This is a genomic window from Ruegeria arenilitoris (genome assembly GCF_013032855.1).
Taxonomy (GTDB): Bacteria; Pseudomonadota; Alphaproteobacteria; order Rhodobacterales; family Rhodobacteraceae; genus Ruegeria; species Ruegeria arenilitoris.
This window is the reverse complement of sequence record NZ_WQDA01000006.1, coordinates 103524-118883: the sequence shown is the minus strand read 5'-3', so window position 1 is coordinate 118883 and position 15360 is coordinate 103524. Positions and strand designations below refer to the sequence as shown.

At 61.5% G+C, this 15360-nt stretch carries 16 protein-coding genes; 8 read left to right on the top strand and 8 right to left on the bottom strand.

Features of this window, described 5'->3' with window-relative positions:
• Nucleotides 1–3: 3 nt before the first annotated feature.
• Nucleotides 4–1716, bottom strand: a complete 1713-nt coding sequence (locus tag GOW72_RS18195) for an ATP-binding protein (protein WP_170343437.1) — start codon at nucleotides 1714–1716, stop codon at nucleotides 4–6.
• A 35-nt stretch (nucleotides 1717–1751) separates the two neighbouring features.
• On the bottom strand, nucleotides 1752–2456 hold the full coding sequence (locus GOW72_RS18190) for a response regulator transcription factor (protein WP_170367976.1): 705 nt from the start codon (nucleotides 2454–2456) through the stop codon (nucleotides 1752–1754).
• A 346-nt stretch (nucleotides 2457–2802) separates the two neighbouring features.
• Between GOW72_RS18190 and GOW72_RS18185 the strand changes: the two genes are divergently transcribed.
• The 3 genes from GOW72_RS18185 (at nucleotide 2803) to GOW72_RS18175 (ending at nucleotide 5642) form a co-directional block, all read left to right on the top strand.
• The gene (locus GOW72_RS18185; RefSeq protein WP_170367974.1) at nucleotides 2803–4401 is read left to right on the top strand and encodes a phosphoenolpyruvate carboxykinase; all 1599 of its coding nucleotides are present in this window, start codon (nucleotides 2803–2805) and stop codon (nucleotides 4399–4401) included.
• 375 nt (nucleotides 4402–4776) lie between these two features.
• A complete protein-coding gene (locus GOW72_RS18180; RefSeq protein ID WP_170367972.1) occupies nucleotides 4777–5067 on the top strand; it encodes a hypothetical protein in 291 nt (96 codons plus the stop codon).
• A gap of 110 nt (nucleotides 5068–5177) precedes the next feature.
• Nucleotides 5178–5642 carry a hypothetical protein gene (locus GOW72_RS18175; RefSeq protein WP_244952480.1) on the top strand — a complete coding sequence of 155 codons (465 nt, stop codon included), beginning with the start codon at nucleotides 5178–5180 and terminating at the stop codon, nucleotides 5640–5642.
• Nucleotides 5643–5646: 4 nt separating this feature from the next.
• On the opposite strand, the gene GOW72_RS18170 is transcribed toward GOW72_RS18175, so the two are convergent.
• Complete coding sequence (locus GOW72_RS18170; RefSeq protein WP_170361556.1) at nucleotides 5647–6411, bottom strand: sulfite exporter TauE/SafE family protein; 765 nt, start codon at nucleotides 6409–6411, stop codon at nucleotides 5647–5649.
• A 144-nt stretch (nucleotides 6412–6555) separates the two neighbouring features.
• Between GOW72_RS18170 and GOW72_RS18165 the strand changes: the two genes are divergently transcribed.
• The 3 genes from GOW72_RS18165 (at nucleotide 6556) to GOW72_RS18155 (ending at nucleotide 9438) form a co-directional block, all read left to right on the top strand.
• Nucleotides 6556–8247: an acyl-CoA dehydrogenase family protein gene (locus GOW72_RS18165; RefSeq protein ID WP_170367970.1), complete on the top strand. Its 1692-nt coding sequence runs from the start codon at nucleotides 6556–6558 to the stop codon at nucleotides 8245–8247.
• A 245-nt stretch (nucleotides 8248–8492) separates the two neighbouring features.
• Nucleotides 8493–9020, top strand: a complete 528-nt coding sequence (locus tag GOW72_RS18160; protein ID WP_170367968.1) for a hypothetical protein — start codon at nucleotides 8493–8495, stop codon at nucleotides 9018–9020.
• Between the two features lie 25 nt (nucleotides 9021–9045).
• Nucleotides 9046–9438 (top strand): META domain-containing protein, encoded by a 393-nt coding sequence (locus GOW72_RS18155; protein WP_170367966.1) that lies wholly within the window; start codon nucleotides 9046–9048, stop codon nucleotides 9436–9438.
• On the opposite strand, the gene recO is transcribed toward GOW72_RS18155, so the two are convergent.
• Nucleotides 9422–10147: a DNA repair protein RecO gene (gene recO / locus GOW72_RS18150; RefSeq protein WP_170367964.1), complete on the bottom strand. Its 726-nt coding sequence runs from the start codon at nucleotides 10145–10147 to the stop codon at nucleotides 9422–9424. The genes GOW72_RS18155 and recO overlap by 17 nt on opposite strands.
• Nucleotides 10148–10306: 159 nt before the next feature.
• Here recO and trhA point away from each other — a divergent pair, with 159 nt between their 5' ends.
• A complete protein-coding gene (gene trhA / locus GOW72_RS18145) occupies nucleotides 10307–10954 on the top strand; it encodes a PAQR family membrane homeostasis protein TrhA (protein ID WP_170367962.1) in 648 nt (215 codons plus the stop codon).
• A gap of 7 nt (nucleotides 10955–10961) precedes the next feature.
• Here trhA and GOW72_RS18140 read toward each other — a convergent pair whose 3' ends face one another.
• Entirely contained in the window at nucleotides 10962–11291 is a 330-nt protein-coding gene (locus GOW72_RS18140) for a DUF1491 family protein (RefSeq protein ID WP_170367960.1), read from the bottom strand.
• On the bottom strand, nucleotides 11288–12196 hold the full coding sequence (era, locus tag GOW72_RS18135) for a GTPase Era (protein WP_170342652.1): 909 nt from the start codon (nucleotides 12194–12196) through the stop codon (nucleotides 11288–11290). Before era ends, GOW72_RS18140 begins: the two co-directional genes overlap by 4 nt.
• A 160-nt stretch (nucleotides 12197–12356) precedes the next feature.
• Here era and GOW72_RS18130 point away from each other — a divergent pair, with 160 nt between their 5' ends.
• Nucleotides 12357–13739, top strand: a complete 1383-nt coding sequence (locus GOW72_RS18130; RefSeq protein ID WP_170367958.1) for a multicopper oxidase family protein — start codon at nucleotides 12357–12359, stop codon at nucleotides 13737–13739.
• Nucleotides 13740–13841: 102 nt separating this feature from the next.
• Here the strand turns inward: GOW72_RS18130 and rnc are convergent, their stop codons facing one another.
• Both rnc and lepB read right to left on the bottom strand, forming a co-directional pair.
• Nucleotides 13842–14522, bottom strand: coding sequence for a ribonuclease III (rnc, locus tag GOW72_RS18125; protein WP_170343425.1), 681 nt, complete (start codon nucleotides 14520–14522; stop codon nucleotides 13842–13844).
• The gene (gene lepB, locus GOW72_RS18120; RefSeq protein ID WP_170342658.1) at nucleotides 14519–15355 is read right to left on the bottom strand and encodes a signal peptidase I; all 837 of its coding nucleotides are present in this window, start codon (nucleotides 15353–15355) and stop codon (nucleotides 14519–14521) included. The genes rnc and lepB overlap by 4 nt, the downstream gene beginning before the upstream one ends.
• Between the last annotated feature and the right edge of the window lie 5 nt (nucleotides 15356–15360).

The following is a 15360-nucleotide window of genomic DNA, read 5'->3' as shown; positions in this document are numbered from 1 at the left end:
CGCTTAAAGGGGAAGACCCACGACAAACCGCGCACCTTGCGGGTCCGACGTGATGTCCGCCTCGGTCGGACGGATGTTCTCGGCCCAGATGACGCCGCCGTGGGCCTCGACAATCTGTTTCGAGATCGCAAGTCCAAGGCCCGAGTTGTTGCCGAAATGCTCGGCAGGGCGCTGCGAGTAGAAGCGCTTGAAAACCTTGGTCAGGGCCTGATCCGGAATACCGGGGCCAGTGTCTTCGACAACAACCAGAACCCGGTTTTCGCGTTGGCGCACCCAAACGCGGATCGCGTCGCTTTCCTCGCAGAAGGAGATGGCATTTGTAATCAGGTTCACGAAAACCTGCGCCAGACGGGCCTCGAGCCCGTTTATGACGATGGGCTTGGACGGCAAATCCGTGATGTAGTCGATTCCCTTCGATCGGGCGTCTTCGCCCAGGTACTGACTGATATTGCCGATCAGCTTCAGAAGATCGAAGGGCTGCTCCTGCTCTTTGACCAGTTCAGCATCCAGGCGGGACGCATTCGAGATGTCGCTGACAAGGCGGTCCAATCGGCGGACATCGTGCTCGATGACGCCCAACAATTTCTCGCGCTGATCGTCACGCTTGACCATTCGCAGCGTACCGACGGCCGATTGCAGGCTGGCCAAGGGGTTCTTGATCTCATGCGCGACGTCAGCCGCAAACTGTTCGTTAGCGTCTATCCGGTTGTAGAGCGCCGTCACCATTCCCCGCAGCGCACGGCTAAGCCGACCAATCTCGTCCGGGCGGGCGCTCAGGTCGGGGATGCGGATACGGCCGGGATTGACCCCAGTGCCACGGTCCTTGCCCATTTCCGCCGCAGCGGCCAGATCCGCCAGCGGGTTCGCGATGGTTGAGGCCAGCACAAGGCTGAGACCCACCGAGACCAGCAGGGCAACGACAAACATCTGCAGAATGCGTTCCTGCTCTTTCCGAGCCAGTGCGTCGATTTCTCCGGCGGGACCGGCCATTGCGACAGCCCCCACAGGGGCGCCATCCAGAACGATTGGCGACGCCGCCACAATCACAGTGTCTCCGGCCGCGTCAGAAACGGCGTGAACCTGCATGTGGCCGTCCAGTGCGTTTGGTATGATGTCCTGAACCCGCTGTGCCAGCGTCGGTGCCTCGGCTTCAGATCCGGTGGTGAAAACCGAATACAGACCATTCCAGACGGCGGTCAGGGCATCAGAGATCAACGTGCTGCCGGTCGGAGCATCCGCTTCGGCCTGAATCAGGCCCGGCAATTCCGCCACGGTCGAGGAACCGCGAGTCCAGCCGATCAACGTGCCGGTGCTGTCATAGACGAAGACTTCGCCGCCCTCGGGGATGCTCAGCCCGGCAAGGGTCGCCTTGACGTTCAGGTCAGAAGCGTCCCGCGATCCGGCGACCTGGCGCAGTTGTGCCTCGAAGACGTTGCTGACCAGTTGCGCATCGCCAATGAGGTCTCGCGCCGTTTGCTGGACCCTCTCTTTTCGGGTGTCGTCCAGGTACAGCAGACCTGCGACCAAGATCACCAAAGCAATCAGGTTGAACGTGATGATCTTGCGCGCCAGCGGCGAGTTGCGCAGCGTGAACAGAGTACGCCGCGATCGCCGCGCGCGCAGCTCGGCCGACTCGGGGTCTTGCGGGATGACCCAATCATCGCCCAGAACGACGTCACCGTCGCGCAACTCGCTGGATTGCTCGGTGTCACGCACGAAACAAATTCACCTTTGCAGAAAGCCGGCCCGGCTTATTCCTCGTTGTAACGGTACCCGATACCGTACAGCGTTTCGATAGCCGAAAACTCGGGATCAGCAGCACGCATCTTCTTGCGCAGACGCTTGATGTGGCTGTCGATGGTCCGGTCGTCGACATAGACCTGATCATCATATGCGACATCCATCAGCTGATCGCGGCTTTTGACGAAGCCGGGGCGTTGCGCCAAGGCCTGCAGCAGCAGGAATTCCGTGACCGTCAGCGAAACATCGGCCCCCTTCCAGCTGACCGCGTGACGCAGCGGGTCCATGCGCAGATCGCCGCGCTCCATCACCTTTGCGTCCCCGGTGGTTGCAGTCGACGCATCCCCATCGGTCGCTTCCTGACGGCGCAGCAGCGCGCGGATGCGTTCGACCAGAAGGCGTTGAGAGAAAGGCTTTTTCACGTAGTCATCCGCGCCCATGCGCAGACCCAGTACCTCGTCGATCTCATCGTCTTTCGAGGTGAGGAAAATCACCGGCATCTGGGTTTTCTGCCGCAGCCGCTGCAGCAGATCCATGCCGTCCATGCGGGGCATCTTGATGTCCAGAACCGCCATATCCGGCAGTTTCTTGTTGAACGCATCAAGGGCTGCCTGCCCGTCATTGTAGGTTTCGACCTCGAACCCTTCGGCCTCGAGCGTCATGGATACAGACGTCAGAATGTTCCGATCGTCATCCACCAGTGCAATCTTAGACATCGGGCTGCCCCTTTACCTGCTCACTCACGATATATTTTTGCTTTTTGTAGGGCATTCTTGGCTTTTTTAAGGCCGCGAATCAATCCGGATGTACGAATCGCGCCACATTGTTCACGATCCTGCGACAAAAAGGTCGTCCTGCGCTTCCGAAAGTGCCCGGGTTTTCCGACCGGAAAATCTTGGTTGCGCTAAACCCGGCCTTGGTTGCGCTAACTGTGCCAAACCGTCCTGTTCATGCCCTAAACGGCCGTGATATGAGGCCCTTATTCGTCGGACTAACCGGCACTACGCCTCATGAGCGCAGACGGCCCCAACCGCCGCAGCGCCGCCACAGGAGAAGACACGAATGACATTTGGACGGGTAAACCCGCAGTTCCGCCTCGAAGATCAAGGCATCGAGGGGCTGGGCAATGTCTATTACAACTTGATGGAGCCGGCGCTGATTCAGAAGGCGCTCAAGCGGAATGAAGGCACGCTGGGCAATGGCGGAGCGTTTCTGGTGTCCACCGGCAAGTTCACGGGCCGGTCCCCCAAGGACAAGCACGTCGTCCGGACCGAAAGCGTGGCGGAAAGCATCTGGTGGGAAAACAACGCGGAAATGAGCCCCGATGGTTTTGACGCGCTGTACGCCGACATGCTGGCCCATATGAAAGGCAAGGACTATTTCGTTCAGGATCTGGTTGGCGGCGCGGATCCTGCCTATGCGATCAATGTGCGCATGGTTACGGAACTGGCCTGGCACAACCTGTTCATCCGGCACCTGCTGCGTCGCCCGGACCGCGAGGACCTGGACGAATTCATCGCAGACTACACCATCATCAACTGCCCCAGTTTCCAGGCGGACCCGAAAAAGCACGATTGCCGCAGCGAAACGGTGATTGCGCTGAACTTTGACCGCAAACTGATTCTCATCGGCGGCACAGAGTATGCGGGCGAGAACAAGAAATCCGTCTTCACGCTTCTGAACTACCTGCTGCCGGAAAAAGGCGTGATGCCGATGCACTGCTCGGCCAACCATGCGGTGGGCAACCCAGTCGACACCGCCGTGTTCTTCGGCCTGTCCGGCACCGGGAAGACCACGCTTTCGGCTGATCCGGCGCGTGTTCTGATCGGCGACGACGAGCACGGCTGGTCGGATCGCGGGACCTTCAACTTCGAAGGCGGATGCTATGCCAAGACCATCAATCTGAGCGCCGAGGCGGAACCCGAGATCTACGCGACCACGTCGAAGTTCGGCACGGTGATCGAGAACATGGTCTTCGATCCCGAGACCCTGGAACTGGATTTCAACGATGACAGCCTGACCGCGAACATGCGGTGCGCCTACCCGCTGGAATACATTTCGAACGCCTCCAAGACGGCGCTGGGCGGGCACCCGAAAAACATCATTATGCTGACCTGTGATGCCTTTGGCGTCCTGCCTCCGATCGCCCGGCTGACCCCGGCGCAGGCGATGTACCACTTCCTGTCGGGCTTCACCTCGAAGGTTGCCGGAACCGAACGCGGCGTGACCGAGCCGCAGCCGACCTTCTCGACCTGCTTCGGCGCCCCGTTCATGCCGCGCCGCCCCGAGGAATACGGCAAGCTGCTGCGCGACAAGATCGCCCAGCACGGCGCAACCTGCTGGCTGGTCAATACCGGCTGGACCGGCGGCGCATACGGTGTGGGCAGCCGGATGCCGATCAAGGCCACGCGTGCCCTGCTGACTGCGGCTCTGGACGGCTCGTTGGCCGATGCCGAGTATCGCAAGGACGCCAATTTCGGCTTCGACGTTCCGGTGACGGTCCCCGGTGTGCCCGAAGTTCTGTTGGATCCGCGCCGTACCTGGGACGATCAGGCCGCTTTCGACAAACAGGCGGAAAAGCTGGTGCACATGTTTGCCGAGAACTTTGAACAGTATTTGCCGTTCATCGACGAAGACATCAAAGCCGTCGCAATCGGCTGAACCGACATGCAGGGGCGCGGTTGCGGGCCCCTGCGCGCACAATAACGGGTCCTTGCAGTTATTTGTTCTTCCTGCAGTTGTAATGTGACATTGGCATGAACAAATTCGTTGCCCGCCTAAAAATCATGCAGTAAATCAAGGACCCATTACAAGGAAATAGCCCGGCGCAAAATGCACCGGGCCGAGACTGAAAAAACCTTTGGGCAGCTCGCGCGCGGACACTCACACTCGCAAGATGAGCAGCCTAATCAAGGCGGTAGTGTATTATCAAGGGGATGAGTGTCAACATGAGATATGCCGTGTGATAGGCGACTATCATGGGTCATTTGACCAAGCGGATATCAACTGGTGGCACTGGTAAAATCAGGAATGGAAATGACCGAGATCTCGAAACTGGCGGAACTGCGCAAGTTGATGCAGAGCATGGAACGCACGTTGGGGCTCGAAGAGCTTTCTCCGGTAGAGCGTGACATTTATTACGCGGCCGAAGAATTGTCGAAAGACTCGCGCGAAGTCCGGACCTATGGCCTGATCGAGCACACTTTGGTGCAAAGCGTTTCGCGCCCGACCTTCTTCCGCGCCCTCAAGTCGCTGGTACAGAAGGGCTACTTGTCCCAAAGCGGGAACGCCAACCGGGGACGGTATGTCGTCAACGACCCGCGTTGACCGCTGAGCAATCCTGAAAGAAGCATGACGTTATGCGATCGTGGGCCTCTGACACGTTTTACGCTTCTTTGGCCTATATCGGCGCATCGTTTCTGACATTTTGGGTTTTGATGCCCATGCAGAACGTGTTCTTTCCAGAGTACCCCAGCCGCGCCAGCCTGTTGTTTCTTCCGCACGGCGTGCGGGTCCTTGCGGCGTGGCTCTTGGGGTGGCGTGCGATACTGGCCATGCTGCCCGGTGTCTTTCTGGTTTTCGCGACACTCGGTGGCTCGGACGTTTTTTTGACAAGCCGCCTGCTGGCCATCTTCATTGCGGTCACGACGGCGCCGGCCGTATTCTATTTGTTGAAATGGCTGGGGTGGGATCTGTTTCCCGCCGCTGATCGCGCGCCCTGCTGGGCCTGCATCATGGCGGTCGGGGTCATCACGTCAATCCTGGTGTCCGGCCTGACCAACCTGGCTTTTGGCAGCGCGACGGCCGAGTATTTTGCCTTTTTGATCGGCGATCTGTCGGGACTGCTGTTCCTGATGTTCGGACTGTTTTTTGCCTTCCGCTATTTTGAGCACAAGGGGTGAGCGTTCAACCGAACACCCCCCTGCGAAGCAAGTTTGCGCCTGCGATCATTAGAACCAACAAAGTCGCCTTGCGGAACGTGGCCTGATCAATCCGATCATGCATCCGCAATCCCAGCCACATGCCGGCCAAAGCCGGAAGGGTCAGCGCGGCCGAGAACGGCACGGTTTCAGCCCGCAACACGCCTGATCCAATATGCGCCACGACCAGAGCCAAGGCTCCCAAGCCATAGATGACGCCCTGAATGCGCAATTGTTCGGATTTGGGGGTATTCAGCGCAGTCAGATAGGCAACGGTCGGAGGTCCCCAAACGCCTGATATGCCGCCAATGAACCCGGTAACCGCACCGACTGCGGCCTCGATCTTCGGCGATTGTTCAGACAGGCTCAGTTTCACGCCCAGCAGTTGGATCGTGGCAAAGAACGTGACGGGAATTCCGATCATCAGAAGGAAAGCCTGCGATGGAACCAAGCTGATCAGCTGAGCGCTCCCCAACAGAAAAACCAGCCCGACGGAAAGAAAGACCCGGAACTGCCGGATGGAAGACATCGCTGCCGCGCGTCCTTCTCTCAAGGCCTGGATCCCGTTCGTCACAACCGTTGGCAGGATCAGCCCGGCCAGCGCAAGCTGGGGCGGCAGCATCATGCTGAGCCCTGAAATCAGGACCATCGGCATGGCGAAACCGACCATGCCTTTCACCGCTCCGGCCAGAAAGGCGACCGCGAACGCAAGGCAGAGTTCGGGCAGGGACATCAAAGAAAAAAGATCCATTTCCCCTACATATCACCGCAGATTTTTTCTGCATCGCAAAATTCGCTACGTAATTTTTGGACTTTTTCGACGCTATTTGTGTATTTTTGTTGCGCTGCACGTGCAGCATGATATGACCAGACGACCCAGCAAAGGACGTGATTCATGGCCCATGACGGACAAGATACGACGAACATGACTTCTCAGCCGGTTCTGCCTGATCTTCTGACCCTGACGGGGGCCGCGCTGCCGGCGGTTCAGTCCGTCTTTGACCGGGCGCGCGATGCGGTGCGCGCGATGGTCTCGGCCGAGGGTCGCGTCTCGGGCGCTTTGGTCGAGGCGAACCAGACCGCCGCGCATGGGCTGGCCTGGCTGGCGACCTACAACCAGTCGCTGCAGCAGATGCAGAAATGGGCCGAGGCGCTGGACGCACAAGGCAAGTTCGGCGAGATGGAGCAGCTGCTGCACCAGATCGCCTTTGGCGAATACCTGCACCAGGTCGCCGGCGGCATTCCGATGAACCAGGGCGAGGTCGTGCGCCTGCAGGATCTGGGGCTGGGCTGGGATGCGCTGTCGGGCTTCCAATGCGCCGAGGTGCAGACTCTGATGGCACAGGCCAACAGCCAAGCCGCGCGCAGCCGTCTGGTTCAGCTGATGCAAGACCAGTCTGGGGCCACGATGTTCGGCGCCTCGGGCCTGGACGAAGAGCTTGAGATGATCCGCGAGCAGTTCCGCCGCTATGCGCTGGATCGGGTCGAGCCAAACGCCCATGAATGGCACCTCAAGGACGAGCTGATCCCGATGGAAATCATCGAGGAACTGGCCGAGATGGGGGTCTTTGGCCTGACCATCCCCGAGGAATATGGCGGGTTCGGCCTGTCCAAGGCGTCGATGTGCGTCGTCTCCGAAGAACTGTCGCGCGGGTATATCGGCGTCGGCAGCCTTGGCACCCGGTCCGAGATCGCGGCCGAGTTGATCATCGCGGGCGGCACCGACGACCAAAAGGCCCAATGGCTGCCCAAGATCGCCAGCGCCGAGATCTTGCCGACGGCCGTATTCACCGAACCCAACACCGGGTCGGATCTGGGCAGCCTGCGCACCCGCGCGGTCAAGGACGAGAATGGCGACTACAAGATCACGGGCAACAAGACCTGGATCACCCATGCCGCGCGCACCCATGTGATGACGTTGCTGGCGCGCACCGATCCCGAAACCACCGACCACCGGGGCTTGTCGATGTTCCTGGCCGAAAAGACACCCGGCACCGACGACAACCCCTTCCCGACCCCCGGCATGACCGGCGGCGAGATCGAGGTGCTGGGCTATCGCGGCATGAAGGAATACGAGCTGGCCTTCGACGGCTTCCACGTCAAGGGCGAGAACCTGCTGGGCGGCGAGGAGGGCAAGGGCTTCAAGCAGCTCATGGAAACCTTCGAATCCGCGCGTATCCAGACCGCCGCCCGCGCCATCGGTGTTGCCCAAAGCGCGCTGGACATCGCCATGCAATACGCGCAGGAGCGCAAGCAATTCGGCAAGGCCCTGATCAACTTCCCGCGCGTGTCCGGCAAGCTGGCGATGATGGCGGTCGAGATCATGATCGCGCGCCAACTGACCTATTTCAGCGCCTGGGAGAAGGACAACGGCCACCGCTGCGACCTGGAGGCCGGGATGGCCAAGCTGCTGGGCGCCCGTGTCGCCTGGGCCGCGGCCGACAACGGGTTGCAGATTCACGGCGGCAACGGCTTTGCACTGGAATACAAGATCAGCCGGGTGCTGTGCGACGCCCGCATCCTGAACATCTTTGAAGGTGCCGCCGAGATCCAGGCGCAAGTCATCGCGCGGCGTCTGCTGGCCTGAACGCCCGCCCGTCGCGGTTTCCCCAACTTGACCCGGCCCAGCGCCGGGTCTTTTCTTTTTTACAAATTAAACAGGTTCTCGGGCCCCGATCTTCCGGATTGTACATCCCTGATCTCGACCGTACGCTCCGGCGGAGAACAAAATATGCCTTGGGTTCCGGCACCGGTTTCGGCTAAGTAGCCTGCGAACCGCATCATGCTGCGCTGCCGCAATGCAGATGCCCGAACAAGCCTTGCGGAGAAACCATGGCGCGCCTTCTGATCCTTGTTCTTGGCCTCTTGTTTGCAGGATGCAGCACGCCGTCCGGCACGACCTCGGGCGATGTTGCCGGTCTGACCCGCGCCATTCAGAACCTCGGCCCCGATGTCGATCCGCAGGAAGCCGCCCGTGCGGCGCAGATCGCCCATGACTATGCGCTGCAGCTGAGGGCCGAGTACCGGGTCACCGATCCGGCGATCATCCACAACGCCAAGGTCATCAACGGTTTTCGCGAGCGCGGGCTGTGCAATGACTGGGCCGAGGACATGCTCAAGCGGCTGCGGCAAGAGAACTTCCGCACGCTGGACCTGCACTGGATCACTTCGCCGCCGACCCCGTTCCGGATCATCCACCATTCGGCCGCGATCAGTGCCAAGGGCGACGGGCCCTATGACGCGATCGTTCTGGACGGCTGGCGCAACGGGGGTGACCTGTTCTGGGCCCCGGTGCGCGAGGACACACGCTACAACTGGCGCCCCCGGATGGAGGTGCGCGCCGAACTGCTGGCGCAATGACGCCAAGTCGGGATAGAAAGCCCTCATGCTGCGCCTGAGCCTGATCCTGCCCGCCCTTGCCCTGCTGCAATGCGACCGCGACGAAAGCGTTGCCGCCTACGGCGCGGCCGACCGCACCTGGGAGCTGCAGGAGGTGAACGGCCAGCCCTATGAGGCCAGCGCCCTGCTGCGCTTTCTCGAAGACGGCAAGATTGCCGGCAACGCGCCCTGCAACAACTACTCGGGCACATTGAATGCGCCCTATCCTTGGTTCGAAATCACCGACCTGACCGCCACCCGTGCCGCCTGCGCCGGGCTTGAGGCCGAAGGATTCTATTTCGCCGCGCTGCTGGCGATGACGCAGTCCGAGGTGTCGGGCGACGTGCTGATCCTACGCAACGAGGACGGGCACGAGATGGTGTTCAAAGCCGCCGAGTGAACTGATCGACAAAGCGGGCGCGGGCTTCGGGCAGCGGCGTGTGACCCAGCGATGGCGCCACGCGATGCGCCAGGAAATAGCCGGTGGTGCGCAGCCCGGCGGCGATCTCGTCATCCGGGGCGGCCCCCTGCCCGCGCAGCACCGGCGGCAGAGGCAGCAGGCGGTCGGCCCAATCCCCGGCGCCTTCGGCGCTGACCGCCCGGCCGGTCTTGGGCGAGACATAGGCCAGCCCCTCGGTCGTGCCGGTCACGGCACAGCGGGTCAGGTCCAGCCCAAAACCCAGCTCTTCAAGCAGGGCCAGTTCCCAGCGCAGGTAAGCCAGCGGCCAGATCTCGTCCTGGCCCAGCAGATCCATCAGCTGTTCCGTCTGTCGATAGATTGCGGGGTGTGGTTCGCGCTCAGGCAGGCAGAAGGACAGCAGCGCCACGACCGCGTTCAGCCCCGACAGCGCCAGCCGCCCCGAAAACGCCGCCGCCGCGCGCGAGCGCAGCGGTTCGACCTGGAAGGTGCCGATATGTTCCTGCAGCCGCGCCCGCCACAGCACGTCCAACTGCGCGCCGGGTTGCAGGATGGGCGCGATCTTGCGGCTGGCACCCCCGCGCACCACGCCCGCATGTCGGCCATGGGTTTCGGTGAAAACCTCGATGATGGCCGCGGTTTCGCCGTGGCGGCGGGCGGTCAGAAGAATGCCATGGTCGCGCCAGTCCATGCGGGGCCCTTGGGTTGCCTTGAGATCGCGTCGGACCGCGACGGTACGGCGCGGCGCGGAAAGAAGCAAATTCAATCGGAAGACGCCGGCTGACGTGCCGGAATTGTGGACTTGGACCCGGGGCGATATTACCCAGAACGGGCAGCCACGAGACCAGACATGACCGACGCGACCTTTCCCAGTTTCAACCCCGCCTTCCGCCGCGCGGACATGACGGTGCATGCAGTGGGCCTGGCTTTGATCTTGATTGCGGGCGGCTTGCTGGTGGCTAAGGCGGCAACCCATCTGCAAGCCGCGCTGGTGGTCGCCGTCGTGGTTTACGTCTTGTGTGCGCTGGCGTCGAACCTGGCGTCCTGGGCCTATCACTTTCTACCGCTGCACGAGCGGCGCACACTGCTGCGGCGCATTGATCACGCGGCGATCTACCCCAGCATAACAGGCACCTTCACACCGTTCTTCGTTCTGGCTGGCACGCCCTGGACCCTGGGCCTGCTGGTGGTGTGTTGGGCGCTGACAGCGGTGGCAGTTTGGAACAAGATCACCAACGAGACGGTGAAATCACGCTGGTCGACGGCATCCTACCTGGGGTTGGGCGCGCTGGGGCTGCTGGCCTTGCCCGACCTGCGGGGCGTACCAGTGGCAACGTTGTGGTGCATTCTGGCCGGGTCCGGCTGCTATGTGATCGGAACCGCGTTCTACGCCCGCAAGACGCTGCCCTACCGCTATGCGATCTGGCATATCTGGGTGAACCTGGGCGGGATCGCCATGTTCGCGGGCGTCTGGCTGGCGCTGTCGCCTTTGTGGTAAGGCAGCCCTAGTCCAGCCCTTCCTCGTTCAACAGATGCCGGCCTTGCCGGTCTTCGACCTCGATCACCCAGAGATCGGGGTCAAAGCTGCGCTGACGGGCGATGGCCTCGTCCACCTCGGCTTCGGGACCTGTGGCGAGCTCGATCCATTTGCGTGCGCCGCTGAGCAGGTCGAAGCTGCGCTGAAAGGCGGTGGCATTGCCGTCGAGCGTGTTGAGCTTGACCAGAACCGCGCCGGCAGTGTCGTCGCCATGGGATACGACAAAGGCGGGGATCTCGTGCAGGCGCAGCCGGGCTAGGTAGGCGTGGACCCAGAACTCGGCAGTCAGGCGGGTCATGCGTTGCCGTCTTTGAAGTCCAGCCCCATTTCCGAGTAGCGCTCGGCCTCTTCCAGCCAGTTGGGCCGGACCTTCACCTGCAGGAAAAGGTGGACCTTGCGATCAAGGAATTCCTCCAACTCGGCCCGAGCGGCCTGGCTGACGGCCTTGATTGTCTCACCGCGCTTGCCCAGCACGATGCCCTTGTGGCCGTCGCGCATGACATAGATGACCTGGTCGATCTTGGCCGAACCATCCTTGCGCTCCTCCCAGTTCTCGGTCTCGACCGTCAACTGATAGGGCAGTTCCTGATGCAGGCGCAGGGTCAGCTTTTCGCGCGTGATCTCGGCCGCGATCATGCGCAGCGGCAGATCGGCGATCTGGTCTTCGGGATAAAGCCAGGGGCCTTCGGGTAGATGCTGTGCCAGCCAGGCACGCAAGTCCTCGACGCCGTGGCCCTTTTCGGCCGAGATCATGAAGGTTTCGGCAAAGGGGAAGCGGTCATTCAGGTCGCGGGTCAGAGACAGCAGCGCGGGGGCTTCGACCCGGTCGATCTTGTTGATCGCCAGCGCCACCTTGCGGCCCTGCGCGATCTCGGACAGGCCATCAAGGATGCGCTCGACGCCTTCGGTGATACCACGATGCGCTTCAACCATCAGCACGATGATGTCGGCATCGGCCGCGCCGCCCCAGGCCGCCGCGACCATCGCGCGGTCAAGCCGGCGGCGGGGTTTGAACAGGCCCGGCGTATCGACGAAGACCAGTTGCGCATCACCCTCCATGGCGACGCCGCGGATCCGGGCACGCGTTGTCTGCACCTTGTGCGTCACGATCGAGACCTTGGCCCCGACCATGCGGTTCAGAAGGGTGGATTTGCCTGCGTTGGGCTCTCCGATCAGGGCGATGAATCCGGCGCGTGTCGTCATTGTGTGGTGATCCTGTTTTCAGGTGCGCATCCCTATCGCAGAAAGGCACAGCGGGCCAGAGGCATTTGTCGCATTGCAGGACCGGTACGGGAATGGCAGGACAGGCGCACAGGCCAAGCCGATCCCAGCCAGGCCGCGACCCGCATCTTGAGGATCAGGCATGAAACGACGGGAGTTTCTTTTATCGGGCGGCGCCGCAATGGGGGCCGCGGGCTTGGGTGGACTTGCATTCGCGTCCAATAGCTCCGATCAGGCACTGGTGGTTCAAAGCGCCAGCTACATGTTTCGGGACCAGCCTACGCAAGGAATGGTCAGCCTGAGCCCCGACGCTCCTCCGCCCGTCCTTTTTGGACGTCAGGGTGAAGCGATGAGACTGACGGTCAAAAACACTTTGTCCGACTATACCTCGATGCACTGGCACGGGATGCGCATCCGCAATGATATGGATGGCGTGCCTTATCTGACCCAGATGCCGCTGGGACAGAACGGAAGCTTCACCTACGAGTTCACACCCCCAGACGCCGGAACCTACTGGTATCACCCGCATTGCATGACGATGGAGCAGATGGCGCACGGCCTGACCGGAGTGATGGTCATCGCCGAGCCTGAAGACGTCGGGTTCGACAGCGAGCAAGTGATCAACCTGCGGGACTTTCGCCTGGACGAGACGGGGGCATTTCTGCCCGCCTACACCCAGCGGGGCGCGGCCAGAGCCGGAACTTTCGGCAATGTGCAGACCGCGAACTGGCACCAGCACCCAATCTATGACCACTCCGCCGGCAGCCTCGTGCGACTGCGACTGCTCAATTCGGACACGACCCGGATCTACAAATTGCACCTGACAGGCGGAAACGCGCAGATCATCGCGTGGGACGGTCACCCGGTCCCCGCCGAACTGCCGATGCCGAGTGCAAGTGATCCCTTGCTGGTAGGCCCCGGTCAGCGTGTGGATTTTGCCGTTGCGATGCCAGACGGCGAAGGGGCACAGGTCGACCTTGTGGCCAAACTGCCCGGTCAGCCCTTGAGGACGATGGCCAGCCTGCGATCGGTCGGGCAATCCGCGCACCGGGACCTGAGAGAACTGAAGCCTTTGCCGAAGAACCCGGTCGCCCTGCCCGATCTCGGCAAAGCTCAGGTGCACGAATTCGTCTTCGGCTGGACGCCAGAAGGTGAACTGCCGGACAATGGGTTCTGCGGGTCTCTTGGATACAATTTCTGGTCGATCAACCGGGTTCCCTGGCCCGGAGATGCTGCTGCGGACGTCGGGCCACTGGCGACGCTGGAACTGGGCAAAAGCTATCTCTTGAGGCTGCGCAATGAATCTCCGAACCTGCATCCGATCCATCTACACGGGCTGGTCTTTGTGCCGTTGCGATCAAACCTGCGAGAATTGCCGCCGCTGGTGACGGACACCATGCTGCTGTTGAAAGACGAGGTCGTCGAAATCGGGCTGGTCGCAGACAATCCGGGCGACTGGGCCTTTCACTGCCATGTGATCGAACACCAGAAGACCGGGCTGACCGGGTTCTTGCGGGTCGTTTGAGCGGCAAGGTCTAGCCGTTGCAGACGTGGCTCGTGATAGGTGGACAGCCCTCGCGGACATTCCCGGACAGATCAAGAGCAGGTAACACCGCGATCGAAGAGATCAGCTTGTCACACGATCCAGCAGAGCCTGCGCGGCCGCCTGTTCCGCCTGACGTTTGGAGCCGGCGGTTGCCTGGGCCTCGGATCCGTCCTGCAGGCGGGCCGCGATGGTGAAAACAGGGGCGTGATCCGGGCCGCTGCGCGAAATCTCGACATAGGCGGGCGGTTTCTGCCCGCGCGCCTGCGCCCATTCCTGAAGCGATGTCTTGGCATCGCGCGCATCCGCTTCGACCGTGTGAATCCGGTCACCCCACAGCGACAGGATCACTTTCTGCGCCGCCTCAAAACCGGCATCGCGATAGACCGCGGCGATAACTGCCTCCATCGCGTCGCCCAAGAGCGCCTGCTTGCGGCGCCCGCCCGACAGCATCTCTGACCGGCCCAGCTTCAGAACCGCGCCGATATCGATTTGGCGGGCAACGTCGGCACAGGTTTCCTTGCGCACCAGCGCGTTGAATCGGGGGGCCAGTTGGCCTTCGGTGGCCTTCTGATCGGCCTCGAGCAATGCGGTGGCCATCACAAGCCCCAGCACACGGTCACCCAGAAACTCGAGCCGCTGGTTGTCCGGGCGTGTCGAAGACGAAACCGACCCGTGCGTCAGCGCCCGAACCAGTAGTTCGGGATTGGCGAACCTGTGTCCAAGGCGTTTTTCGAACGCCTTCATGTCGGTCGAAAGCTTCAATTGACCGCCTTGAAGAACCGGTCACCGCGCCAGGTCCAGAAAAACAGCATCGAACGCCCGGCGGACGAGAACATGATGCGGTCGGCTCGACCGATCAGGTTTTCATAAGGAACGTAGCCGACGCCGCCTGCGACCTGCGGCACGCGGCTGTCACTGGAATTGTCACGGTTGTCGCCCATGAAGAAGTAGTGCCCTTCCGGCACGGTGTAGACACCCGTGTTGTCAGTGCTCTGATTGCCGATATTCAGGATTTCATGCGACACGCCGCCCGGCAGCGTTTCGATCATCCGGGTCTTTTCGCAGGTGCCGCCGACACCGACCGGGCCATTTTCACAGCGCGGCCGAAGACGTTGAGGCCCTTGCGGCTCGGCGATTTCGGTAAAAGTGCCATCCGGGGTCTGCTTGGCTTCGGTACCATTGATGTAGACCACGCCATCCTTGATCTGGATCTTGTCTCCGGGCAGGCCGATCAGTCGCTTGATGTAGTCGCGCCCCGAAACCGGATGGCGGAACACGATGACGTCGCCCCGCTCGGGCTCGCCGCCCAGAAGTCGGGTATTGTCGCCCCCCATCCAGCCGCAGATGTCCTCGGCATCGACATCGAGGCCGACGCTGGGGATGATCAGACTGGGGCAGGACGCGTAGGAATAGCCATAGGCCATCTTGTTGACGAACAGGAAATCACCGATCAGCAGCGTGGGTTTCATCGACCCCGACGGAATCCAGAACGGCTGAAAGAACAGAGTGCGGAAAACGCCCGCGATCAGCAGGGCATAGACGATGGTCTTGATCGTCTCCCAGATGGCGTTTCCGGATTTGGCTTGCTCGGCCATACTGC